The following is a 24,946-nucleotide window of genomic DNA, read 5'->3' on the forward strand; positions in this document are numbered from 1 at the left end:
CTCAATTTTGATGTAGGAACTGACAAGTTTGTCCTCGCCGACGGCTTGACTTTTGAGTCGTTGCAAATTAACTCGACTGCCAATGGCACACTCCTGCAAGTTGCTGCCACTGGGGAGGTTTTGGCTCAGGTTTTTGGCGCTAATAATTCTCTGAATGCTGTGGATTTTCTGAGTTTTGCTCGGTAAGAGCGGACTCATATTATGTCCCGTAAAATAATCATTATCAGGTTGGAAGTGAGGACTGAAGTCCTCCGAAAACTCCCTCTGAATTCCTCACTACCAACCTGATATTTTGTTTTTTGGCGGGAACCTAATATAAGTTTAACCAGATCGTTTATGGCTCCATGCACGCCACACTTTACGGCTGTTTGTGCAAAAAATCTAATCCTAAAAAAATAGCTGCGATGCTCCCGGCTACGCAAATTTCTCGGTTTGCTATTTTACAAAAAACTTCGGCAAGTGGGACTAAAACTACTTCAATATCTTCTGTAATATCCAATTGTATTTTGCTGGCAAGCTTGACATTTTTAGCAAAGTATAGGTAAATACAATTGGTATCTTTGACGGGGTTATCATATAAGGTTGCTAGTTCCAAAATTTCTTCAGCAACATATCCCGTTTCTTCGGCAAGTTCTCGGGCGGCAGCAGATTTGGCGCTTTCTTCAGCAGGATTGAAAGCTCCAGCCGGGAGTTCCAGCAAAATCTCGCCTGCTCCGTGCCTGTATTGGCGTACAAATACAAGTTCTTGCTGCTCTGTTGTGGCAAATACTAGGGCGATATTGGGTCGGACATGAACAAAAAAGTCGTCTATAATTTGTCCGCTTGGCAATTCTATTTCATCTTGTCTAACCTGACACCATTTGTTGTTAAGAACGAAGCGCGATCGCAATAATTTCCATTTAGTTAAATTTTTCATATCGCCATAATGCTAAACTTTCAGCGTCATCCGAAGGCAAAATTTTCCCATCCATAATCTATTTCAGATCCAAAATTTCACCCAGCCGCCATGCCATACAAAAAATTACTCACCAGATTTGGGGAAGACTTACAAAAATTGGCTGTTGATTCTCTACCAGCGGGATTGTTTGCGATCGAGTCACTGAGTCTGAGTCTAGCAGTCGCCGCCGCAGTTGCAGCAGTGCCGGCAGCACAGCAACCCGCAAATGCTTCTACAGTCACAAGTTGGCAATTCGATCCGGCGACAAATCAGCTAGAAATTACTCTCCCAGAGGGAACAACCCCTACATATTCTCTACTCAACCCGAATCAAATTGCTGTGGATTTGCCCAATACTGAGATCGGAGTAGATGCAACTCAGCTATACCCGCAAGGTACTGTACGTTCTGTGGCGGTGAGTCAACTTCAACCGGGAACGGCGAGAATTCTGGTCAATTTGGCTCCCGGAGTCGGTTTCAGCGCAGGGAAAGTTCAATTCCAAAGAAGCGGGGTAGAAAATCGCTGGGTGTTGCGTCCTTCGATCGAACCGACTCCAATGATGGAAACTTCCGAAACTCAACCCCAGCCTGCAATACAAGTATCGCAAAACCAGCCGCCGACAGATTCCAACTCAACTGGTGCCCCAAAGGTCGATCGACCTGACCCTGCTACTTCCCTGAATCTCGCTACAAATTCTTCGCAGCCCCCAACTCCCAACGACAAAATCCGACCGCTAAGAGTTCCTTTAGTCAGTGTTCGCCTTGACGGAGACTCAGGGGGTACAAGGTACTGCTGTACCCCGCCTAGCTCCTCAAATAACGGCTGCTGATGCACCCCAACAGCGGACGCTTACCTTTGGTGAACCACTTCCTCGCGGACGATCGAATGCTGTTTTGCAGGCTGCGGCTGGGGCGAATGTCTTGTTGCCGGCGGGGACGGAGCTCAGTTTGCTATACCCTCGTGCTGAGGCTTTGCGCCTTGCCCGTGCGAAACCCAGCCGAGAGGAAGTGCTGCTGCTGCAAGGGGGAATTCTCGACAGTCGCGGCAATACGATCGTACCTGCTAATACGCCTGTCATCGGTCGATTTGAAACGACCAACCTCGGGAGTCGATTTGTTGTCGAAGCTATTAGTCTGAACGGCCGCAATATCCCTCTCTTCGCTCGCTCGGAACCTGTGGGAGGCCGCCGACAACAGCCTTCCGATCGCAGTTTGTTGCGAAATACTGGTATTGGTGGTTTAGCTTTGTTCTTGCTGAGCGGCTTTTCGGGTATTGGTTTGTTGGCGGGAGCAGCCGGTGGTGTTGCTACAACTTACGTCGCTGCTCCTCAACCTGCTACGATTCAACCCGGCCAAATTTTGCAAGTTCAGTTAACGGAAGATTTCCCGCAGTTCGGTTTTTGAAGGAACAAGTCCGAGGTTTGAGGGAAGAAGGAAGTCTTCCCTCAAACCTCGGGCTTCAAAATCTACTGAGAGCAGTTTTCCCTTGTATGAAATAAAGTAGGGACTTAGGCTAAGCCTAAGTCCCTACCCGAGCATCTGTACTTCACTCAACTGAAAACCGCTATATCGGCGATTTAGAAATTTTGACCTTCAGTGGTTGGAGCTATCGAACCCGGTTGGTTGAGGAACAGGTTTTTAGCGCCGTCGTTTTGGTAGATACAGTTAATTTCGGGTTGGGCTTCCAGGGGGCCGGTGAAGCCAAATGTGTTCATGCGATTTTTGCACTCTCGCACTTGGTTTTGGCTGATAAGTTTTCTTTGTTCCAGAATTGCCCAGTTATTGGTTCGCAGGACGCATCCGGGGCGCATACTCGGCTGCGAGATGTAGACGTTGAAGGGGTTGAGGGTGACGTAGAGGCGCATATCTGTCACCATCGCGCTTGCTCCAAACTGCACGCAAAGTTCTGGGTTCGGGGCACTGCGATCGATAAATTCGCGGGATGCTACGTTCTCTGGGCTAATGGTAGCTGTGGAGCTAAAAGCAATCCCAATCCCAATTCCCAGAATAAAGACGGCTGTTAAAATCCCAAGGGTGGCGGAATTGAGGAAAGAGGGTTTGCCGGACTGAGGTTGACGCCGCGACTGTCCGCCAAATGAGCCGGAGTCTTCATCTCCCCGGGATGCGTCGCCGCTGAATCTGTCGTCGTTGTAGGATTTAGGTTTGCGTTTCATATAAGGTTCCCTCAGTTCTGGAGACTCAACAGGTAGTAGTTTGTTATTTTTAACCGATCTCGCCTTTCTAATATTATGGCGCTAGGAAGGTGGTTGCCCAGGGCCCAGGACACCCCCTCCGGCTTTGGTGTGGGGTTCACAGCTCGCGATCGACCAAGGGGCTGCCTTGTCTGATTTTTCAGATTTCAATAAAATAACTGAAAGTGACATACTCTTGCACAGCGGAGGAATCCGGCTCAAGATTGTTGACAAATTTTAACATTTTACAAGTCAGGAGGTATAGATTAGTGTCTGTCGAAATTATTCAAAAGCCTTCCACAGTTCGCAAGCTTGCACCGCGCTACCGCGTTCTGCTGCACAATGATGATTTCAATCCTATGGAGTACGTGGTGCAGACTTTGATGGCGACGGTACCGAGTCTGACTCAGCCACAGGCGGTAAATGTGATGATGGAAGCCCATACTAACGGGATGGGATTGGTGATTGTTTGCGCTCTCGAACACGCTGAGTTTTACGCTGAAACGCTCAATAATCACGGATTGAGCAGCACCATCGAACCTGACGATTAGAATCTGACGGCACTGCAACGGCTTCGCCCAGCCAGTTTGTGAGTCATACCGTCAACCCTCATACCAAAAAGCCAAGGGTTAGGCCCTTGGCTTTTTGGTATATTTAATGCGGTAGATATGGAAACTTGAAGAGCATAGGTTTTTCGGAACGGCCGGAAGTGGTTCGGAGCTAGGTGAGCTCGATCGCCAATTTCAACTCTCCAATCTCAAATCTTTATCCGAGGAAATTAATGAGGAAATTAATAACGTCCTCCTCCGCCGCCTCCTCCTGCGCGACCAAATTTTCCAGGGCCGCCGCCCCGGTTGCCGCCACCCCGGCCGCCTTCATCTTCGCGGGGCTTAGCTTTATTAACTTTTAGGTCGCGACCCATCCACTCTGCTCCGTCGAGAGCACTAATGGCTGCATCTTCTTCTGCATCTGTGGACATTTCTACAAAACCGAAGCCGCGGGGGCGACTGGTTTCTCTGTCGGTAGGTAGATGTACTCGCTTAACGGTTCCGTATTCGGCGAAGACGGTGGTGATGTCTTCTTGGGTAACTTGGTAGGATAAGTTACCGACGTATATCGACATGAGGAATAACTCCAAAATTTAGACAGTGCGAAGATTTCAGTTTCGGAGAGTCCCCTGCCGATACAGAAGGGCAAGTTTTTAGACAATTCTGTAGCAATGAACAAAGCCTGCAACTGAATCTGATTCACACTTGGTACTTTAACATAGAATAGCGTCTTTTGAGTAGGTTTCAGCACTTAATTAAGTCGTTCTAATTAAACGTAAAACTTTTAGGGTATTCACAAACCTGGTTTCTCGCTGTGATGTTTTGTCAAGGTGGAAGCACAGAAAGTTGTGGCGCGCGCTCTCACCGCAGGAAAGATACATCCACCTTGCCAAAGTTGGTACTCAAAGCTAGGTTCACGTTTTCCAGGGCTTTAACTAACCACACCACGCCTTCTCGGGTACTGAATTCATAGTGACCGAACAAAATTGCCAGCCTCTTTTCTAGGTAGGGCTTGACTTTGCCGCAAATTAGTACGATTTTCAGCAGCAAACCTGTGGTTTGGGTCGGCCCGAGGTTTGAGATCAGGTCGATGAAGACAAAGTGGTTGGGCCGCACAGGACTCTCTACTACTAAAAAGTTCAATAACTGGCTGCAAGTTCTGATCATTAAAAATTCGTTGAACTTCTGATCGTCGCTGTGAGGAAAGGTATTTTGTAGTTGCTTATACAATTTTTCGTTAAATTGACGTTTGCCGTAGCGCTCGTCGGTGACAGAAGAAATCAGGTATTCGTACAAGTCGTCTTTAAATGAGCCGTAGGACCCAGTTGTGCTGGCGTTCGCCGTGAAACGGCCCGCTAGCTGTCTGTAGGTATCGGCTCCTTCTACTTTTCCGACAAATTGCTTGAGGGCAAAGAACAGTTCCGGATCGCTCAACAGCGTTGGGTTTTTTATAGGCTGTATACTTCTGCCGAAGGAAATTGAGGTTTCCCGCCGTGCTGTTTGGGCTTTTCTCACTTGGTGAGCGACGTATTGGGAGAGGTTGACTTCAAATTGCTGCTGCTTTTGAGCTTGGATTTTTTTAATGATTTTCTGCTGTTCGTAGGTGCTGTCGTCGCTGAGGAGACAGTGTTTGTAGAGGTAAGGGTAGCGGGGAATTAAGGTTCCGAGGGCAAGGGTAGCAGGGATTTTGCTGTTGCTGCTATCTTCATTGCTGTGAGTTATGACTTTGGCTAAGCGTTGGAGTGTGAGGTACTGTTCGCTTTCGGTAAATTGATTTACTAATTTGGGGATCGAGCCTCGCCCCCGCGATAGATTGTATCCAAATAGTATTTTGGGCGCTTCTTCAAACAGAGCGATCAATTCAGGGATGGCTGCTTGCTTGCTGGGGTAAGTTTGCCAGCGGTTGATCAGGATGTGGCAGCAGCGGTTGAGGATGTATTTGAATTCTTGTTCGGCGTGTTCTGAGGCTGCTATTTTTTCGAGTGCCTCCGCGACGGAGCGATCGGGATATCCGGTACCCTGGATAAACAAAGTGCGAAAGCGGCTGATGAGTTCGGCCGGCTGCTCTTGTTGTACCAACTCCAGCCAGTGCTTGTAAAGTAGCTGTTCTTCTTCGTAAATCTGTCTATTGTAGTCGTTCACTGTGGATTAACCCTCCGAATCAGGGGCAAGAGCTTTCAGCGCTATTAGCTTGATAAATTGGCAGATGAAGCGCAACAATTGAGTCAACCGAGCTGCTCGCCGGATGAGGCTTAGGGGTAGAAGCTGTGAGCAGCTTAAGCCGATCGATATTTTTTGCTTAGTTAAACTATTTACCAACATCAGCATGGCATGAATTGTTGGTAATTAGCAAGGCCTTAAATCACTATAGACTTTGTAAAGTATTGGTAAAGATTGTGGGTAGGTACGGAAGAATTTCTTGGTTTGCTGACGATTTAGTATTAGGATTGTCAAGGTCTATCCTGGTCAGCAGCCCCCTGTTAGTAGAATTTCAGGTCAGGCAAGGTAGGATTAGCTGTGAAAATAACTATTTGAATGGTGAGTGCTGGTTATGGTTTGTCGCGTAAGTATCCCCCGACTTTCTGAAATTTTAACTGTACCTTTGCCTGCTGTGCCTGACGATGTTTTGACAGCTTTAGGGACAGGTATTGCCACAGATACGCGCACTCTTGAGGGGGGCGAAGTATTTTTGGCGCTGCGGGGAGACAATTTTGACGGTCACCAATTTGTGGCAAAAGCCCGGGATTTGGGGGCGATTGCGGCGATAGTCGATCGAGATTGGCAAGAGGAATTGCCTAATTTTCCCCTGTTGCGCGTGGACGATACTTTAAAAGCTTATCAGTCGATCGCCCGCTGGTGGCGCGACCAGTTCAGTATACCTATAGTTGCTGTTACTGGTTCTGTCGGTAAAACTACTGTTAAAGAATTAATTGCGGCGGTTTTGTCAACGAGGGGAAATGTTCTTAAAACTCAATATAACTACAACAATGAAATTGGAGTACCAAAAACTCTTTTGGAGCTTTCGCCCTCACACAATTATGCTGTAATTGAAATGGGAATGCGCGGGAGTGGCGAAATTGCGCTGCTGTCGCAAATTGCGCGTCCTACAGTGGCTGTAATTACTAACGTAGGAACGGCGCATATCGGGCGATTGGGTTCGGAAGAGGCGATCGCCCAAGCTAAGTGCGAACTGTTAGCCGAAATGCCTGCTGATAGCATTGCTATTCTCAATCACGATTGTGACAGATTAATCGCAACTGCGGCCAAAGTTTGGCAGGGAAAAACTTTAAGTTACGGTTTAGAAGAAGGCGATTTGTGCGGAGAATTGCTCAACCATGATACAATGTTAGTAGAAGGTATAGAATTGCCACTGCCGCTGCCGGGACGACACAATGCTGTAAATTATTTGGCTGCGTTGGCGGTAGGGAAAGTGTTAGGTATTGATTGGGAAGTTTTAAAGCAAGGCTTGTCTGTGCAGTTACCGGATGGACGGGCGCGCCGCTACGATCTGCCACAGGATATTGTGATTCTGGATGAGACTTACAATGCTGGTTTGGAGTCGATGTTGGCGGCCCTAAGACTGTTAGCCGATACTCCAGGAAAGCGCCGGATTGCGGTGTTGGGAACGATGAAGGAATTGGGCGACAGGGCGATCGAATTTCACCGACAAGTGGGAACAACGGCGCGAGAGTTGAATCTGGATGCTTTGTTTGTTTTTGCTGATTTTGAGGAAGCGGGGGCGATGGCTGCGGGTGCGGCGGGTTTGCCTTTTGTGGAGGTAGAAGATATTGCGAGGGAGAATTCTCGCGAAGATTTAGCAAGGCATTTAATGGAGTTTGTCACACCGGGCGATCGTATATTATTTAAGGCCTCTCATTCGGTGGAGTTAAATCGAGTTGTGGAGAAATTTCGCGCTGATTGGGCTGGCGAATAATATCCTATCCGCGTCAAGAATTATAATTAACTTGGTAGTGAGGACTAATGTTCCCATAAAACTCGCTCGGAGTGAAGTTCTCACTACAAACTCATGTTTTACACGATATGATATCATTTCCAAAGTACGTGAAGCGGAGCTATCCCGAAGGGAATCGCCCTCATTTACTCTCCTGACTGAATTTGACTCCTCACCCACTCCCGGAACAAGCGAATTAAAGCATTTTCTTTTGTAGTCCTCCTCAATTCCAAAAAGCGCAGCATCTCAACTTGCGACAAAAAAGGAAAAGTCGGAGAAACATCTCTTTCTGCATATTCCTGTGCTTCCAACTGATAAATTATTAAACGATTTCCGTCGTAGCGCCAAACTTCCGGTACGCCTAAACTTGCATATAAAGAAAGTCGATCGATCGAACTGCTAGTCACGTCAATTTCCACAACTAAATCTGGCGGCGGATCTTGATTGAGATCGATTTGTTCTTTCTCCCAAACCACATTCTCATTTTCGATATAGTAGCACTGATCCGGTTCCAAACCGCGAGCCAAATCCTCGCGCCTGCAAGTTAGAGAACCCAAACTCCGAATTTCGATGTTTAATTCTTCACTCACACTTTCCACAAAACGGCCTAAAATTTTCTTACTACCTTCATGGGGTGCTGATGGAGTCATAATTTCTAAATTTCCGCGATCGTAAGTCAAACGAATTCCAGGCTGTTCGGCGAGTTCGTTTACCAGAGATTCATAAGTCTGCCAACTAATGTTTTTCAGCAGAAACCCGGCTTGTGGGGTTTGAGTCAGGGTGGCTGTCATGGCTACCTGCCTGGGTTTTAAATTATTGATTGTATCTTAGCAAACATTATATTGATTGACGGGCGATCGCCCTTTTAGAGCGACTTTTGAATAGAGAATTTTTGTCGGAGAGTAAAAACTATTTTTTAGGAGTGCCAGCAGGACGTTCGGTTGGTGGCATAGCAACCGCCTTGGCGATTATGGCATAAACTGGAAGTAGTACCTCATCAGGCAGTGTGCGATCGCAAAACCCATGTCGAAACCCTATAGTTATGACCTCCGTCTTGAGGGTTGCTATAAATTTAACCATTGTCAGCGATCGCGCCAGTCATGCTTGTGAGTATTGTAAATATAACTCCGCAAGATTGGCAATTTTCGAGCATTCATCGGTTTATTGATTAGGGAATTTATCCGCCAAATTGCAGAATGGATGGAAGTCCAGAAATGGCCCAAGGAATTTGGGATGAATAAATTTTGTAGGCGGTGCGTTACATTTCATTAACGCACCCTACAAAATGGGCGATCGCACTATTAGCCGTTTGGCTGGCTTGCTTTATAGTTGTTCATCGCTTTTTGACTGAGTTCTTCTAGACCTACATCAGACCAAATATCTTTTTGCCAAAGAGTATAATCAAACGGTTCTCGTAAGATGAGACTGATAAACTTCTCAGCTTGAACTTCTCCTAATGCGCTAACTAATGCCTCTAGTCCCTTTAGCTTGATTTCATTGTCATTTATCATATCCATCAATTAACCTTATCATATCTACTGGATTTATGACTCGGATTTCGGTCAAGTCAGATAGTTTCTTGCCATTTTTGTAAAGTCATTACCCAAAGTAACGAGATTGCAAGGGTTTTAGTACCCCTTAAAATGGCTAACGTGCAAAATTGGAATGCTTCAGTTTAATTAAACAAGCACCTCCTTCAACGTGCTTTATATTGTTTTTATTTCCATAGTAAAAATTTAACAACAATAACACATCATCAGGATAAGCAGAAGGCATTGTTAGCTTCATATAACCACTCACGGTGAAATTGCCTGAAGACTTTAATTGAATAGTTGCTCCATTTTCGATTTTGGGGAAGGAAACACATTTATAGATAGGCTTTTTATGCTCGCTTGTAAAATCAGCAATCTCAAGATTAATTGTTGTCAACATATTTTGATTGTTGTAAATAGCTTGAGCCGTTAACTTAAGCTGGTCATCACTTGATTTCCAAGTATAGGATACGGGTGTTTCCCCTAGCATTTGCTCGGCTTTAGGTTTTTCAAGAAGATCATGCTCAACTTGAGATTGCTTTGCTGTCGCTCTCAATGAAAGAATTACTTTATATCGTCTATTGGGTCGCTCTAGTTCTTTAGAAGTCATTGTACAGTTTCTGTTCGCTTGAGTTTTTGGGTACTTATAGTGATCGGGAAATCCGAAAAGAAATCCTACGCACCATTAGGATTTCTCTTGCGGAATTCTAACCCATTATCTACAAGTTTGTAATGCTAATTTATAATCTGTTTCAATCAAAGACTATTAAACAACATTGTCTAATTCAAACCTGAATTGCGTAGCCAATGTACCACCACCACCACCACTCATAATTATGTCAGCACTGCTAATACCTAGCAAATCAAACTCTGTATTGATATCAGAGAGCACTGCGGTATTGATTTCTTCTCCTTGTTTAACATCAGATACTACCCCGATAAAAATCTTCGGAATAAATTGAAAAACAGCTTTTTGAGCAGGCGAAACAATCTGATGTTTGGCGAGTAATTTACCGTCTTTAAAGACCTTGGCTGACACCGAACCCAGTGACAGGTTATTCTTGAGTTCAACTTCAAATGGACTGGCTGTTGGTTCAGAAGTAAGACGAAGAATATGACCAGATCTCCCCATTTCTACTGCAAACTTATTTCCATTGGTTGCTGACATTTTACGCGTGTAATTACCATCACTATCTGAAGAACATACCTCAAATTTTAACGGAAATACGAAGGGATGGTTACACCCCACACCACAATTAGTTATTACCTTCCAAGCAATAGCTAGCTCACCAAAATTTGTGGCTTCATTTTTTTGAAAAATTAATACTTGACTATTGGCGACATCATTTGAGTAATTGATGAGATTAAGTTGGATATCCATGATGATTGATCAGCTCGTTGTTTTTATTTTGCTTTTTGTCTATTAAATGAACCCTATTCAGGCTCACGGATTATCTGAAAAGTTCCAAGTTTGTGGCCATCCTTGTCCGTTAGTATGGCATCAAGAGATAAGTCGTCTTCGTCATTAAGATTAAGACTAGAGGAGGTATATACTCCACTAACTTTGTAGGATACTTGGCGCTTGGGCTTAAACTCGAACTGCATGGTGGTTCCGGTTTTTTTTCCAGTGACACTGTAGCCACGTGATAGTCCATAGGCAATCAGAGAAGCTAGGGTTAAAAGAGGGGCAATCTTCACAGCAGCTCGGATAATAGCAATCGTGACTTTAGGAGGATCCCCATTATCGAGGACTTGTGGATTTAAAACCTTTTCGCATACTTCATGCTCCCCATTATCGAGGACTTGTGGAGATGAAAAAACACTTTCCCAGCAAGATACTTGAGATGAATCCCCTACATCCACTGTGAATTGATCCTTAACTTGGATTTTTGGGAAGACGCAAGCACCACCGTTATCGTTATTCCATGAGATATTATCATTAAGGACTGATCCTGGAGGTGAAATTATTTTGTCAGTCATAGATTAACCTCTGCATCGCTTATGAATCAATCATGCAGCTTCCCTTCCCTCAACACCAGCAAAGTTTGCAATTTTAAGAAGAAAGATAAGGCTTTAGCACCAGCAAACCTCCAAAGCTATTCCCCATCTCAGTTTCAGATGCAGCAAGAGATTTTCATTCAGAGGGAGCGATATTAAGCAGGAAACTTTACACACTTCGTAACAAATTCCTCTGAACTTTTATTAATAAGAATTCCAGGTCGATCGCCCTCCCCAAAAGCCCTGCAAATTCGATTAAGTTATGTGTAAAAGCACGGCTCTTCACTGAAAAGTCCCGTTAACCTATCTACTTACTATGACTAACAGGCTTGCGTATATTTCCTTATGCTCCAACCTCAACCGCGATGCAGAAAAACCGCAATCCTTACCGCGCATGGATTTCAGAAAATCCAAACACCAATATCTCAGACAGACAATTGGAACCCTTACACAAAATCCTGTTCCTTAGAAGCTTTAAGCGAACAGACTGGGCTATCGACCCATACCCTCAGCAAAGTCCACGCTAGGAAAGCGGGTGTTGATTTACGAACCCTCGTGCGTTACTTCAGCGCTTATGACCTGACCTTAGAACCCAGCGATTATCTGTCCTTTATCGGGGGGGAAACGACTGAGCCACTTCTAGCTGCATTGTCCCATGAAGCACAGGTTACAAAATCGCCTCCCCCGAATAATGGCACGAGTTGGGGTCTGGCACCAGATGTTTCAGTGTTCCAGGGTCGCACCGCAGAATTAGCCACTTTGCAGCAATGGGTTCTAGAAGATCGCTGTCATTTGATCGCTCTCTTAGGTATGGGTGGTATCGGTAAAACCTGGCTGGTGACTAAGCTGGTAGAAGAGGTACAGCATGAATTTAAATCCATCGTTTGGCGCAGTTTCCGACCGATCGCCCGATCGCACTCCCCCATACCCTTGAGCGATTTCCTAGACGACCTGATTCGCCACCTCGCCCCCCAGTCCAACCCCACAATTCCAGAACCCATCGGCGCTAAAATGCAGCAATTGATGGATATCTTGAGACAAATACCCTGTTTGTTGGTTCTGGATAACGTTGAATCCATTCTGCCAGCGCATACGCCACAAACCCCTTCGAGGAACGGTTCTACCGAACAACACCCTGCTGACGATGAGACGTATCCCGAGCTTTTACAACAACTGGGACAAGGGCGACATCAAAGCTGTGTGGTGTTAACCAGCCGAGTAGAACCAAAACTGCTCCTGTCGATGTCAGGGGAGAATTTAGGCATCCGTTCCTTATCCATCCGAAGATTGCAGCTTACAGAAATCCAAGGGATGTTTAGCGCTAGAGGCTCATTCCAGGGAACGCCTGCGGAATGGAATCGCTTAGTTGACTACTACGGTGGCAATCCCCTCATTCTCAGCATCGTTGCCGCAACCATTCAGCGTTTATTTGGTGGGAGCATCACAGAATTCTTAAGACAAAACACAATGGTTTTTGATGAGATTCGTGAGGTGTTAGATCGACAGTTTGAGCGTTTGTCAGCTCTAGAAAAAGACGTGATGAGACTTCTGGCGATCCAGGATACGTCCGTCTCATTTCTAGACCTGCGATCGAAAATTTTACCTTCAATCTCAACAATAGTCCTGTTAGAAGCTCTGAAATCTCTGAAAGTGCTATCCCTCATCGAAAGGATGGCTGCTGATTCTGGCTTGCAACCGCTACTGAGGGATTATGCGAAAGAAAGTTTTGTGTGGTAGGTGCGGATCTTCTCCGACGGGGGACGCAGAACAGGAGACTCTGCCTCCTGTTTGCCTGTGCGATCGAGGCTCTTCCTCTTAAAATGGGTTCCCAGGCACTGCCTAGGAACCCATTGAATTAACTACTTCGCGGCTTGACGCTCTTTCGCTTCCTTGATCACTTCTTCCGCAATGTTGCTCGGACAAGGAGCATAGTGCGAGAAGGACATGGAAAACTGACCGCGCCCAGATGTCATAGTACGCAAGTCGCTAATGTAGCCAAACATTTCGCTCAACGGCACATCTGCCTTGATCCGCGCTCCTGTCTGGCTTGTTTCTTGAGATTTCATCATCCCCCGGCGGCGGTTGAGGTCGCCGATCACGTCGCCCATGTAATCATCTGGAGTGAATACATCGACATTCATAATCGGTTCGAGCAACTGAGGCCCCGCTTTCGGCAGAGACTGCCGATAGGCCGCTTTGGCAGCAATTTCAAAGGCCATTGCTGACGAGTCAACGGGGTGGAAACCGCCTTCTAGAAGCGTGAATTTTAAGTCCAGGCAGGGGAATCCGGCCAAGACGCCTTTGTCGATGCAGCTTTCAAAGCCTTTTTCGACCGCTGGCCAATATTCTCTCGGCACGCTACCACCGGTCACTTTTGACTCAAACTGGAAGCCGCTTCCCACCTCACCAGGCTCGATTACGTAGCCGATTTTGGCGAATTGACCGGAACCACCTGATTGCTTTTTGTGGGTGTATTCGTCTTCTAGGCGCTTGGTAATCGACTCGCGGTAGGCTACCTGCGGTTCGCCGACTTCTACTTCGATGCCGTGGGTGCGCTTGAGAATGTCTACTTTGATGTCGAGGTGTAACTCGCCCATCCCCTTGAGAATCATTTCGCCGCTTTCTTGATCCGTCACCATGTGGAAGGATGGGTCTTCTTGGACCATCTTGGTGAGGGCTGCTCCCATTTTTTCTTCGCCGCCTTTTTGTTTCGGTTTGACCGAAATCGAAATAACGGGATCGGGGAATACCATCGGCTCTAAGGTGGCGGGATTTTTGGGGTCGCAGATGGTGTGTCCGGTGCGGACGTTTTTCATGCCGACGATCGCCACAATGTCCCCTGCTTGCGCGGATTCAATTTCTTCGCGAGAGTTGGCGTGCATCTCCACCAAACGGCTGATTCGCTCGGTTTTGCCTGTGGCGGTGTTGAGTACGGTGTCGCCCTTGGACAGCTTACCGGAGTACAGGCGCGTGAAGGTTAAAGCACCGTAGCGATCGTCCATGATCTTAAACGCGAGTGCCCGCAATGGCCTGTTGGGATCGACGATCGCAAACTCGCCGGTTTCCTCGCCATCGAGATCGACTTCTGGTTGCGGTGTGACTTCCATCGGGTTTGGCAGGTAGTCAACTACGGCATTGAGAACCAACTGCACGCCTTTGTTTTTAAACGATGAGCCGCAGTAGGTGGGGAAAAATGCCCGATCGCGAGTACCTTTGCGAATGCAGCGCTTGAGGTCATCAATACTCGGCTCGTTGCCTTCGAGATACTGTTCCATCAGAGCGTCGTCTTGCTCCACTGCCAGTTCGATCAACTGTTCGCGCCAAGTTTCGACATCATTGACCATATCGGCGGGGACATCTTTAATTTGATAGTTCATCGGATCGCCGGAGTCATCCCAGATCCAGGCTTTGCGGGTCAGCAAATCGACTACGCCGCAAAACTTTTCTTCTATGCCGATCGGCAATACCATCACCATCGGTTTAGCTGCGAGGATTTTATCAACTTGCTTGACAACGCGGTAAAAATCTGCACCTGTGCGATCGAGCTTATTGATGTAGATGACGCGAGCGACTTTGGAATCGTTAGCGTAGCGCCAGTTGGTTTCAGATTGCGGTTCAACTCCACCCGAACCGCAGAACACACCGATGCCACCATCGAGCACCTTCAGCGAACGGTACACCTCGATCGTAAAATCGACGTGTCCGGGGGTATCGATGATGTTGAGCTGATGCTCGTTCCAGAAGCAGGTGGTAGCAGCGGATTGAATCGTAATACCGCGCTCTTGCTCCTGTTCCATGAAGTCCGTCGTCGCCGCGCCTTCGTGTACTTCACCAATTTTGTGGATTTTACCTGTCAGTTTCAGAATTCTTTCTGTTGTGGTGGTCTTGCCAGCATCTACGTGGGCGAAGATGCCGATATTTCGATAACGAGTGAGATCTTTCATAATTACTGTTGAGATTAAATGCGACGAACCGTCGGCTACCACCTGCAAGCGTGACAAGCGAGGAATCAATGTTGCCTGGTAAGGCCAGTACAGGCTGGATTTCGTTTTCCCTGTTTCTGGCAGGACTACCTTAATTTTGACACTTCTCCGTCATTCCTGCGAAGGATTCTTGGTTTAATAAGTGCCCCAAGCCTGACAACTCATAAAAATACCCTAGATTAAGGCCAAAATCCTGTCATAAAGTAGGCGGGGTTGAGGCACTCGTTTCCAACAAATTCGTGTTTTTGACGCTTCGCTCAACCTGATATTTTGCAGCAATCTCCGCAAAACGGTATAAACCCCGTTTCCTGAAAAAAAACCTAGGATTTTAGGTGAGTTTGTCGGCAGAAAACTGGTTTCTCACATTACTGACATTACATAGGTAGGTGAAAATAAACCGCCCTACGCAGAGGAGAGCGCGTGAGTGCAACAATAAACTGCCAGCTTTGATAGTAGATATTCGCTTAACCCGCCACTACAAAATATTATTAAAAACCCCGTTGCTGCGTCTAAAACTATCTAAGTCAAAATCGACCCGCTCATCATCCGCTGATATCTCCGCTCCAATTCATCGCGCACCACCGGCCACTGATTCAAACTTTCATCATTCTCAATTACCATTTGAGCCGCCGCCCTCGCCAACTCCAAAACCTCCTGATCCTCCACCAAACTCGCCAAAGCAAAATCCGGCAAACCCGACTGCCGAGTTCCCAAAACCTGACCAGGCCCGCGCAATCTCATGTCCATTTCCGCAATAAAAAAGCCATCTTGAGATTGTTCTAAAACCTTCATTCTCTGCATAGCTTCCGCCGTTTTGGAACCGGGCATTAACAAACAATAAGAACGGTTGCTGCCCCGACCGACTCTGCCCCGCAACTGGTGCAATTGCGACAGTCCAAAACGCTCAGAATTTTCAATCAGCATTACCGTTGCATTCGGCACGTCCACCCCTACTTCGACCACAGTAGTAGATACTAAAATATCAGTTTCTTTGTCTCGAAACTTAGTAATTGCCTCATCTTTATCAGCACTGCTCATCCTGCCGTGGAGCAAACCCACTTTAAACTCAGGAAATACACTTTTTTCAAGTTTCTCTTGTTCCTCAATTGCCGATCGCACGTCCAACTTTTCCGACTCCTCCACCAGCGGCAGCACCACATAAACTTGACGGCCGCTCGCCACTTCCCGCCGAATCAAATCGTAAGCTTGAATGCGTTCTTTGGCAGACAGTACAGTGGTTTGAATCGCCTGCCTGCCGGGGGGAAGTTCATCAATTTGACTCACATCTAAATCCCCGTGCAGCGTCAGTGCCAGTGTCCGGGGAATGGGAGTTGCCGTCATCGTCAAAACGTGGGGAGCCTCGCCTTTTTGCTGCAATTTAGCGCGCTGCTGCACACCGAATCTGTGCTGTTCGTCAATTACCGCCAAACCCAATTTATGGAAATTCACCGTATCTTGAATCAGCGCGTGAGTTCCCACTAAAACAGGCAATTCTCCGGTTTCTAACTGGTTGTGAATTTCCCGGCGCTTGGCTATTTTTGTCGAACCAGTTAACAGTTCGACAGACAAGTGCATCAAGTTAAACCAACCTACCAATTTGCGGTAGTGCTGTTCTGCTAAAACTTCTGTCGGCGCCATTAAAGCGGCTTGATAGCCGGATTGAATTGCTGCTAGCATTGCCACGACGGCTACTACGGTTTTGCCAGCGCCGACATCGCCTTGCACCAATCTGTTCATCGGTTGCGATGAAGCTAAATCGTTGAGGATGTCATTGATGACTCTTTCCTGAGCATTAGTCAAGGCAAAAGGCAAGATTTCATAAAAATGTTCGATCAATTTGCCGCTAGGAAGGATGACGGCACTCGCTTGAGCTTTCCTTTGGGTTTGGCGGCGCTTTAAAAGTCCTAATTGGAGGTAGAAAAATTCGTCAAAAACTAAGCGGCGGCGGGCGGCGGCCAAACAATCTCGATCGAGCGGAAAGTGAATATTAGTCACGGCATCGGCTAAACCCATTAAACCGTAACGCTCGCGCAAATCTTCCGGTAGCGATTCCGGCAACATTTTCGCCGCCGGCATTGCAGCCAAAATCGATCGCCTCACCGAACCGGCATCCACCCCCTCCGTCAGCGGATAAACTGGTATCAGGCGGCCGACTTTCATTGATTCGATCGCACCGCCGGAGTCGTCTAATACTTCTAACTCAGGATTGTCTAAAGTAATTCCATATTTACCCTGCTTCACCAACCCGGAAGCTGCTAGCACTGCACCAGTACAATACTCGCGTTTTTTGAATTCTTGCCAACCGCGATTGCTGTAGCGAGTGCCTGCAAAAAAACGACTAATTTTTATTTCTCCAGTGCGGTCTTTTAAAATTAATTCTAATATGGTTAGCTTCTTATTCTTCGGACTAGAAAAGCAATTGCAGCGCTTTACTTCTGCGATCAAAGTGACAGTTTCCCCAGCTACCAGCTCGCGAATTTGTACTTGCTTTGCATAGTCGATGTGGTTGCGCGGATAGTAGTAAAGCAAGTCGTATACAGTGTATAAACCCAGTTTTGCCAAGCGGTTGCCGTTGGCGGGGCCGATGCCGGTGACGCGGGTTAACTGTTGGTCGAGAGTCAGGCTTGGTGGTGCGGGTGCTGAACTCAGGGGTGCAGTTCGGGGAACGGAAACTGCTGGGGGGGTTGGTACGTCCGGGTTTGCGGGTCTGACTTGTCCTGCTTGTTCTTGCTGGTGCCGAGTTTCTTGTTCCCAAACTTGCTCCAATTGCCTCAGAAAACTGACCGTAATGGCGATCGAATGTTGGCGCTGTTCGAGATCTTTCTGAGGGTAGATGTCAAATTCAGCGGCTAGTTGTCTGGCTCGATCGCGCGCTGAAGCGGCCACAGCAACTGCCAACTGTCTCAAACTGAGGCCCAGAAACTCGCTGAAGCGGTATTGACTGCCTTGGATGTCGTTAAATCCGCGATCGGCTTCTACTGAAAGAGCTTTTTGCAATCGCTGCCATTCTGGTCGATCGATAGTCATATCAATTTTAGATTTTAGATCTTAGATTTTAGATTTTAAATTTTAACTTTTTCTTTTAAGAAGCTTCCACCAAAAAAAGTATAACACCGAGAAACCCGATTTCTTTAAGAAACCGGGTTTCCCAATCGCCTAAAAGTTTTACGTTTTAGCTTTTTCCTTCTTCCCTCGGACTTCTTCTATCAAACTTATTCCCTCGAACCTCGGACTTATTTTCTCGGACTTAAATCCGTTAAACCCGTTACATCATCCGTTGGCGAACTTCCTTCTTCCTCCGATCAATCTTCAAACCAACTCGATCGCCAAGCCGACTCAGCCTCGACTACAGCTAGTTCCCGCTGCTTTTTCTGGTAATCCCGGCCTAGCGAGTTCAACTTTACAGAGAGGTTGCGAATTTGCTGGCGCCAAGCCGAGGTTCCCGCATCAGCAAACTCTATTTCCGACAGCCGCAGTTTAATCGCTGTAATGTGCAGCGCCCTATTACCGGATGTTTCTGCCAAGTTTCGCGATCCTGGTGACGCATCGGTTTCAATGATTAAGTTTAATAAGTTAGGTGGTCCAGCAACGCTGTCACCGGACAATTCAGCTTGAGAAGCAGCTTCTAGAATAGGTTCTGGCAAGTGACTGGGCAAGATTCCCGACTGTTGCAGCAAGCGGTTGGTGTCGCGAGAAAGCAGCTTGATAATACGGGCGATCGACTTTTCAATACTATTTTGCCAGCGCGCCAAACTTTCGGGGGAATTGGTACTTGGCAATTGGTAATTTGCCAAGGAAAATAGATAGTTAATGGCGGAAACTTCGTTTTTTTGCTCTTTTTTTTCCTTTATTTCTTCTTCCTCTTCTTCCTCTTCTTCTTCTTCCTCTTCTTCTTCTTCCTCTTCTTCTTCTTCCTCTTCCTCTTCTTCTTCCTCTTCTTCTTCTTCTTCGGATTCAGTCGTCACTAGAGATCGCAATTTTTCCTCCGACGCCGCAGCCAAAGCCCTTACAGACTGCTGCATTTTTTGCCGCCCGTCGAAGGACAACTTGAGAAACGACTCCGGTACTGCTTGAGTGCAAAGGTGATAGCAAGCCAAAATTAATTGCTGCCGCACTGCTTGTCCCAACGCAGTTAAATAACCATCGTAGGTACTGCGAAACTCCAAAGTCAAGGCTGCTAAAGCCTCTTCGAGTCCTGCCAAATCTTGCTCTATTCGCTCTTTTGCTCGCACCATATCTCTTGTATAAAATTAAAATAGGAGGCGGGCAAAAAAACCAGGTTTCTGCCACAAATTGTCTGAGTTTCCATTTAATACTGGTTATAAACTGGGTGTTTGGTACGCAGTGCAGGAGTCCTGTAAAAATTAAAAATTAAAAATGCAAAAAATCAAGTTTTAACATTTTTAATTTTTAATTCTCAATCTTAATTGGGGATTATTTAGCACCCATTTGGGCTGCCACTTCATCGGCAAAGTTAGCTTCTACCTTTTCAATGCCTTCGCCCAACACAAAACGCACGAAGCGGCGCACTTGGACATTTTCTCCAATTTGGGCGATCGTTTGTTTCACCAACTCTTCCACCGAGATATTCTGATCTCTAATAAAAGGCTGATCCATCAAAGATAACTCTTTCATGCGCTTCTCAATCCGCCCTTGAACAATCTTTTCTTTGATGTTTTCCGGCTTGTTGCCCAAATCATCCTTGCCCATTTCAATTGCCTTTTCTCTTTCGACAATTTCGGCGGGGATATCTTCAACTTTTACGTATTCCACATTCGGGCAAGCTGCAATTTGCATCGCAATATTCCGCACCAAAGCTTGGAAATCTTCGCGGCGGGCGACAAAATCTGTTTCGCAGTTAACTTCCACCAACACGCCGACGCGACCGCCGGTGTGAATGTAGCTGCCTACTATACCTTCTGAGGCAACTCGTCCACCTTTTTTACCTGCCGAAGCCAGACCTTTTTTCCGCAGCCACTCAATGGATGTTTCGATATCGGCATCGTTTTCAACCAGGGCTTTTTTGCAGTCCATCATGCCCGCGCCAGTTTTGTCGCGCAGTTCTTTAACAAGTTTTGCAGATATGTCCGCCATCTTCTTTAAGTTCCCAATCAAAATTAATTATTAGTCATTAGTCATCAGTCATCAGTCATCAGTCATTAGTCATCAGCAATTAGTCACTAATCTTAATGTTAATGATTAGACAAGAGTGAAGAAATACCCAGTCTACCTTAGGGCGGACTTTGTACCTGTAGCGCCCAAATCTATTCGGGCGCTGGCACAATGAATGCTTTTGCCAGAACTCTACTAATGACTTAGACTCGTGCCATGTACAATTAAAAATTAAAAATATCCAACTAAAAATAATGATTATTTTTAATTTTCAATCTTTAATTCTTAATTTCCTGGTATCAGATTCCGAGGGCAATACTAGCTCTCGGTTTCTCCGCCTTCAGCGTCGGCGTCGTCGGGATCTACATAATTGGGGTCATCCAATTCTTCGATTTCGACATCATATTCAGCGCCTTCGTAGCCACCTTCGTAGTCGTAGTCTTCCTCAGAGTCGCCGCCTTGCTGACCGTGACGACCTTCGTAGATGGCATCAGCCAACTTGCCGACAATCAGCTTGATCGATCGAATAGCATCGTCGTTCGCCGGAATCGCAATGTCCACCAAATCCGGGTCGCAGTTGGTGTCCAACAGAGAGACGATCGGAATTCCCAACTTTTGGCATTCCAACACCGCATTATACTCGCGGCGTTGGTCTACCAGCACCACTCCGTCGGGAATCTTGCGCATGGATTTAATTCCGCCCAGATACTTCTGGAGTTTAGCCATTTCTCGGCGCAGCACCGAAGCTTCTTTTTTCGGCAGCAAATCGAGGGCGCCGATTTCCTCGCGGCGCTCCAAATCCTTGAGGCGCTCCACGCGGGACTTAATAGTCGTCCAGTTGGTGAGCATTCCCCCCAGCCAGCGCTGGTTGACGTAATAAGCACCGCAGCGTTGAGCTTCTTGGGCTACAATCCCGGCAGCTTGGCGTTTCGTACCCACGAACAAAAACTTTTTGCCTTTTTCTGAGGCCAATCTCATGTACTCGTAGGCGTCTTCCATAAGCTGAGCGGTTTGCACGAGGTCGATGATGTGAACCCCGTTGCGCTCTGTAAAAATGTAGGGAGACATTTTCGGGTTCCACCGGCGGGTTTGGTGTCCGAAGTGAACCCCTGACTCTAACATTTGAGCCAAACTGACTACTGGCATTGTATTTTTAACTCCTGATTCGGGTTAATCCTCCACCCGGTCGTATTTCTGAAGGTTTGCGCCCTCGAAACACCCGAAAACCCGGATGTGCGAATTTAAACAACTTTTCTAGTTTATCACAGCGCGCGCTACTTTTTCTGACAATCTTATATCCCTAGGTTTAGATGGGCGGTGGGCACCCGGAGGTGAAATTTAGTGCGGGGTGCGCACGCTGCGGTTAGAGTTACTCACAAGCGCTTCTTAAAAACGAAAAATCCAGGTGGGAGGTTGCCAAAGCCTTTGTTGGCTTGTGAGAGAATGGCGTTGTTGGTGCGCCTCTTGTGCCTTCTACCTTTGATCGAGCTGGTACCCATTTTTTTCGATCGGCAATTCTGTCGGCTTTACTGCCGTGTCCTCTCGATCCGCAAAAATCTCAAAGCTAAAAACGCCATGCCCATCCCTATTCTAGTTCTAGTTGAAGTTCTAATTGTCATCGCACTTTCCCGAATTGTCGGTTTGGGATTCCGCTGGATCAAGCAACCTCAAGTCATTGGAGAAATCGTAGCAGGAATTATGCTCGGCCCGTCTCTGTTTGGCTTAATTGCACCAGATTTAGCAACAGCCCTTTTTCCCGCCGAGGCCGTCCCTTTCCTCAACGTGCTGTCTCAGGTGGGGCTGATATTTTTCATGTTCTTGGTTGGTTTAGAACTGAATCCGAAGTACCTAAAAAGCAATTTAGATATCGCGATTTTAACTTCCCACGTCAGCATTTTAGTGCCGTTTTCTCTGGGAAGCTTGCTAGCACTGCTGCTGTATCCCATCGTTTCAAATAATAGCGTTTCGTTTACAGCCTTTGCCCTGTTTTTGGGCGCTGCGATGTCAATTACTGCCTTTCCTGTGCTCGCAAGAATTATTACAGAACACAACTTGCAGAATACAAAATTGGGGACGCTGGCTCTGACTTGCGCGGCCGTTGACGATGTGACAGCTTGGTGCTTGTTAGCAGTGGCGATCGCAGTTACTCGAACTAACTCGATGCTAGGCGCTTTGCCGACCATTTTTGCATCTTTAATTTACATCGCTTTCATGCTGATTGTAGTCCGCTGGTTGTTGCAGCACATTTCCCAGCACTACAACCGCACCGGCAGATTAACACAGTTAGTGCTGTCGGGAATTTACATGGGAGTTGTGGCTTCTGCCTTAATTACTGAATTGATCGGCATTCATTTAATTTTTGGCGCTTTTTTGCTGGGTGCCGCCATGCCGAAAAATGCGGGATTAACCAGAGAATTAGCGGAGAAAACTGAAGATTTTGTCTTGATATTTCTGCTGCCCGTCTTTTTTGCTTATAGCGGTTTGCGCACTCAAATCGGCCTGCTCAACAGTCCCGAATTGTGGCTGCTGTGCGCCGCAGTTTTGGGAGTGGCAATTGTCGGCAAATACGTCGGCACTTACGTTGCGGCCAGAGTCTGTGGCATCAGCAACCGCGAAGCTTCTGCACTGGGATGGCTGATGAATACTCGCGGTTTGACTGAACTAATTGTGCTGAATATCGGTCTTTCCCTGGGCGTAATTTCGCCGCTACTATTTACGATGTTAGTCATCATGGCTTTAGTGACAACTTTTATGACTTCGCCGCTGTTGGAGTGGACTTATCCAAAACGGTTAATTCGGTTAGATATTTCAGAAGTTAGCTCTGAGGATTCAGAATTAGAAGATTTACCAATAACGGGTAGCAGGGAAGAAACGGCTAAAAAATTGCTGCCAACTTATCGAATTTTAGTACCGGTTGCCAATCCCAGCACACAGAAAGGTTTACTGCAACTAGCGATAGCGCTGGCGCAGCCGGCTGCTGGTATGGGTGGTGACGATTTACAGTCGGCGGCGGTTCATCCTCTGAGTTTGATAGAATTAAATGAGGATTATGCCTTTAAAAGTACGCCTGCAGAAGCCGATCGCATTATTCAAGATCGCCGCTCGAAATTATCAGAATTGATTGATAGTTTGGAACTGCCTGAGGGGCGTAAATTTGTACATCCTATCATTCGGGTTACTAATGATGTAGCCCGGGAAACTGCACAAATTGCGGAGATCGATCGCGCGGATTTGATTTTAGTAGGATGGCACAGGCCTACTTTTAGCAGCAACCGTTTAGGAGGACGTGTCGGTCAAATTCTCAGCAACGCAAAGGTGGATGTAGCAATTTTTGTTGACAGAGGCCGGGAAACGTTGAATAACTTGTTAGTACCTTACGCCGCAAACATTCACGATGATTTGGGGTTAGAATTGGCGCTGAGACTGTTAGTTAATAGCGAGGAACGCCGTTTGACGGTGCTGCGGGTGGCGGTTGACGGGGAAGCTGGAAACGAGCTGAGTTACGAGTTTCAGCGAGTGATGGATCAGTTACCGGTTGAGGTGCGATCGCGCATTGAAACTCCGATTGTGGAGGCTGCTGAGCCAATTCAAGCAGTGGTAGCGGCTTCTGCTAATGCTGATTTGACTATTGCGGGTACGAGTCGGGAGTGGGGAATTGAGCGCCAAACTTTGGGACAGTATACTGATGAATTGGCTGTGCAGTGTCATTCTTCGCTGCTGATTGCGCGGTGCTACGTTAAAGTGCGATCGCACTTGGCGTCGGTACTCAGTCAAACTACTCATTAGTAGCCATTAGTAAGGTGCGCAGTGCGCACCTTACCTAATTACCGATTACAAATTACCAATTACCAAGATTATGAATCATTTAAGCCTCAAATCGCTGGCATTTTATGGGGTTGCGATCGGCTCAGTTGCGCTGCTGTTCAAAGTAGTGAGTGCTTACGGCGAAACTAATTTAAAGGCGGCCCCGGCAATTGCGGGAAGTTATAGCTTCGATGCTAAAAGTTTGCCCGAATGTCTGAAATCTGATTCCTTGGTCTTGACAATCGAGCAATCGGGTGTTTATTTGAGCGGTAATTTGCGATCGGGCAGCAGCGAAGCCGATCGCGAAAAAATAGCCGAGGAGCTACCTTCTCTACATGGCAAGTGGGAAACTCAAGGATTGAGTTTGTCGGGTGCGGTTCCTAATTTAACGGGTTGCAGCGATTCCACAGCAACGGGTCAAAACAGTTCTGTTAAAATGCGCGGAATTGTGGACAAAGAAAGCCTCAAGGGAAAAATTAGTCTGACCGATCAGGCGGCGGCTACTGATTTTACGGCTCAAAAAGAAGCGGCCCCGAAACCCCAGAAGCAGGAACATTGATCGATCCCAATAGAGAACAGACATCTCCCATAATCCCAATCCCTTTCCCCGCTGGGTTTCTGGCGGACGGTCTTTCCAGAAACCGTCCGCCAGAAACCAACCCTTTAATAAAGGTTTCAACGGTTTATCAATAAGAACTAGCCAGTTTAATGCACTAATTGTTACTGTTTTTTTTCAGCTTGTATCGACTTTTATTGACCCATAACGATCGCACCTATTCGCCATCTTATTAATCCACATACCACCAAAATTACCAGGGTAAGCTCATCTAATTTGGTATAAATTGTACTTGACAAAAAGGGCAATATATACGATTTGGCATTAGTGATTA

Annotated in this window: 21 protein-coding genes and 1 pseudogene; 8 read left to right on the forward strand and 14 right to left on the reverse strand. The window is 46.7% G+C overall.

Going from position 1 to position 24,946, the window contains the following annotated elements:
• Positions 1-186: pseudogene (locus QUA78_RS26970) on the forward strand (calcium-binding protein); the annotation flags it as partial.
• A 172-nt stretch (positions 187-358) separates the two neighbouring features.
• Here QUA78_RS26970 and QUA78_RS26975 read toward each other — a convergent pair.
• Positions 359-916, reverse strand: a complete 558-nt coding sequence (locus QUA78_RS26975; RefSeq protein WP_333304965.1) for an NUDIX hydrolase — start codon at positions 914-916, stop codon at positions 359-361.
• A gap of 90 nt (positions 917-1,006) precedes the next feature.
• Between QUA78_RS26975 and QUA78_RS26980 the strand changes: the two genes are divergently transcribed.
• Together QUA78_RS26980 and QUA78_RS26985 are read left to right on the forward strand one after the other, a co-directional pair.
• Positions 1,007-1,765, forward strand: coding sequence for an AMIN domain-containing protein (locus QUA78_RS26980; RefSeq protein WP_333304967.1), 759 nt, complete (start codon positions 1,007-1,009; stop codon positions 1,763-1,765).
• Positions 1,698-2,339, forward strand: a complete 642-nt coding sequence (locus QUA78_RS26985; protein WP_333304968.1) for a hypothetical protein — start codon at positions 1,698-1,700, stop codon at positions 2,337-2,339. The genes QUA78_RS26980 and QUA78_RS26985 overlap by 68 nt, the downstream gene beginning before the upstream one ends.
• Positions 2,340-2,512: 173 nt before the next feature.
• On the opposite strand, the gene QUA78_RS26990 is transcribed toward QUA78_RS26985, so the two are convergent.
• Entirely contained in the window at positions 2,513-3,109 is a 597-nt protein-coding gene (locus tag QUA78_RS26990; protein ID WP_333198595.1) for a DUF3172 domain-containing protein, read from the reverse strand.
• A gap of 287 nt (positions 3,110-3,396) precedes the next feature.
• Between QUA78_RS26990 and clpS the strand changes: the two genes are divergently transcribed.
• Positions 3,397-3,678, forward strand: coding sequence for an ATP-dependent Clp protease adapter ClpS (clpS, locus tag QUA78_RS26995; RefSeq protein ID WP_190658451.1), 282 nt, complete (start codon positions 3,397-3,399; stop codon positions 3,676-3,678).
• 239 nt (positions 3,679-3,917) lie between these two features.
• On the opposite strand, the gene QUA78_RS27000 is transcribed toward clpS, so the two are convergent.
• Both QUA78_RS27000 and QUA78_RS27005 read right to left on the reverse strand, forming a co-directional pair.
• Positions 3,918-4,250 (reverse strand): RNA-binding protein, encoded by a 333-nt coding sequence (locus tag QUA78_RS27000; protein ID WP_333035208.1) that lies wholly within the window; start codon positions 4,248-4,250, stop codon positions 3,918-3,920.
• 286 nt (positions 4,251-4,536) lie between these two features.
• Positions 4,537-5,817, reverse strand: a complete 1,281-nt coding sequence (locus QUA78_RS27005; protein WP_333304971.1) for a hypothetical protein — start codon at positions 5,815-5,817, stop codon at positions 4,537-4,539.
• Between the two features lie 409 nt (positions 5,818-6,226).
• Here QUA78_RS27005 and QUA78_RS27010 point away from each other — a divergent pair, with 409 nt between their 5' ends.
• Positions 6,227-7,609: a UDP-N-acetylmuramoyl-tripeptide--D-alanyl-D-alanine ligase gene (locus QUA78_RS27010; protein WP_333304973.1), complete on the forward strand. Its 1,383-nt coding sequence runs from the start codon at positions 6,227-6,229 to the stop codon at positions 7,607-7,609.
• A gap of 164 nt (positions 7,610-7,773) precedes the next feature.
• Here the strand turns inward: QUA78_RS27010 and QUA78_RS27015 are convergent, their stop codons facing one another.
• The 5 genes from QUA78_RS27015 to QUA78_RS27035 form a co-directional block, all read right to left on the reverse strand.
• Entirely contained in the window at positions 7,774-8,418 is a 645-nt protein-coding gene (locus QUA78_RS27015; protein WP_333304975.1) for a Uma2 family endonuclease, read from the reverse strand.
• A gap of 510 nt (positions 8,419-8,928) precedes the next feature.
• Entirely contained in the window at positions 8,929-9,144 is a 216-nt protein-coding gene (locus QUA78_RS27020; protein WP_333304977.1) for a hypothetical protein, read from the reverse strand.
• A gap of 130 nt (positions 9,145-9,274) precedes the next feature.
• The gene (locus tag QUA78_RS27025; RefSeq protein WP_333304978.1) at positions 9,275-9,769 is read right to left on the reverse strand and encodes a hypothetical protein; all 495 of its coding nucleotides are present in this window, start codon (positions 9,767-9,769) and stop codon (positions 9,275-9,277) included.
• 156 nt (positions 9,770-9,925) lie between these two features.
• Positions 9,926-10,540: a hypothetical protein gene (locus QUA78_RS27030; RefSeq protein WP_333304980.1), complete on the reverse strand. Its 615-nt coding sequence runs from the start codon at positions 10,538-10,540 to the stop codon at positions 9,926-9,928.
• Positions 10,541-10,593: 53 nt separating this feature from the next.
• The gene (locus tag QUA78_RS27035) at positions 10,594-11,139 is read right to left on the reverse strand and encodes a hypothetical protein (RefSeq protein WP_333304982.1); all 546 of its coding nucleotides are present in this window, start codon (positions 11,137-11,139) and stop codon (positions 10,594-10,596) included.
• A 363-nt stretch (positions 11,140-11,502) separates the two neighbouring features.
• Between QUA78_RS27035 and QUA78_RS27040 the strand changes: the two genes are divergently transcribed.
• Complete coding sequence (locus QUA78_RS27040) at positions 11,503-12,894, forward strand: NB-ARC domain-containing protein (RefSeq protein WP_333304983.1); 1,392 nt, start codon at positions 11,503-11,505, stop codon at positions 12,892-12,894.
• 122 nt (positions 12,895-13,016) lie between these two features.
• Here the strand turns inward: QUA78_RS27040 and fusA are convergent, their stop codons facing one another.
• From fusA to rpsB, 5 genes are all read right to left on the reverse strand, one after another.
• Complete coding sequence (fusA, locus tag QUA78_RS27045; protein ID WP_333399118.1) at positions 13,017-15,101, reverse strand: elongation factor G; 2,085 nt, start codon at positions 15,099-15,101, stop codon at positions 13,017-13,019.
• A 558-nt stretch (positions 15,102-15,659) separates the two neighbouring features.
• Positions 15,660-18,167 (reverse strand): ATP-dependent DNA helicase RecG, encoded by a 2,508-nt coding sequence (gene recG, locus QUA78_RS27050; RefSeq protein WP_333399119.1) that lies wholly within the window; start codon positions 18,165-18,167, stop codon positions 15,660-15,662.
• Positions 18,168-18,442: 275 nt separating this feature from the next.
• Entirely contained in the window at positions 18,443-19,375 is a 933-nt protein-coding gene (locus tag QUA78_RS27055) for a hypothetical protein (protein WP_333306413.1), read from the reverse strand.
• Positions 19,376-19,574: 199 nt separating this feature from the next.
• Positions 19,575-20,234 carry a translation elongation factor Ts gene (gene tsf / locus QUA78_RS27060; protein WP_333306415.1) on the reverse strand — a complete coding sequence of 220 codons (660 nt, stop codon included), beginning with the start codon at positions 20,232-20,234 and terminating at the stop codon, positions 19,575-19,577.
• 336 nt (positions 20,235-20,570) lie between these two features.
• Positions 20,571-21,398 carry a 30S ribosomal protein S2 gene (gene rpsB / locus QUA78_RS27065; RefSeq protein WP_333306417.1) on the reverse strand — a complete coding sequence of 276 codons (828 nt, stop codon included), beginning with the start codon at positions 21,396-21,398 and terminating at the stop codon, positions 20,571-20,573.
• A gap of 429 nt (positions 21,399-21,827) precedes the next feature.
• On the opposite strand from rpsB, the gene QUA78_RS27070 reads away from it, so the two are divergent.
• Both QUA78_RS27070 and QUA78_RS27075 read left to right on the forward strand, forming a co-directional pair.
• Positions 21,828-24,038 (forward strand): cation:proton antiporter domain-containing protein, encoded by a 2,211-nt coding sequence (locus tag QUA78_RS27070; RefSeq protein ID WP_333306419.1) that lies wholly within the window; start codon positions 21,828-21,830, stop codon positions 24,036-24,038.
• 70 nt (positions 24,039-24,108) lie between these two features.
• Positions 24,109-24,615, forward strand: a complete 507-nt coding sequence (locus QUA78_RS27075) for a hypothetical protein (protein WP_333306421.1) — start codon at positions 24,109-24,111, stop codon at positions 24,613-24,615.
• The last annotated feature ends 331 nt before the right edge of the window (positions 24,616-24,946 follow it).

This window comes from Microcoleus sp. K4-B3, from assembly GCF_036704615.1.
Lineage (GTDB): Bacteria > Cyanobacteriota > Cyanobacteriia > Cyanobacteriales > Microcoleaceae > Microcoleus.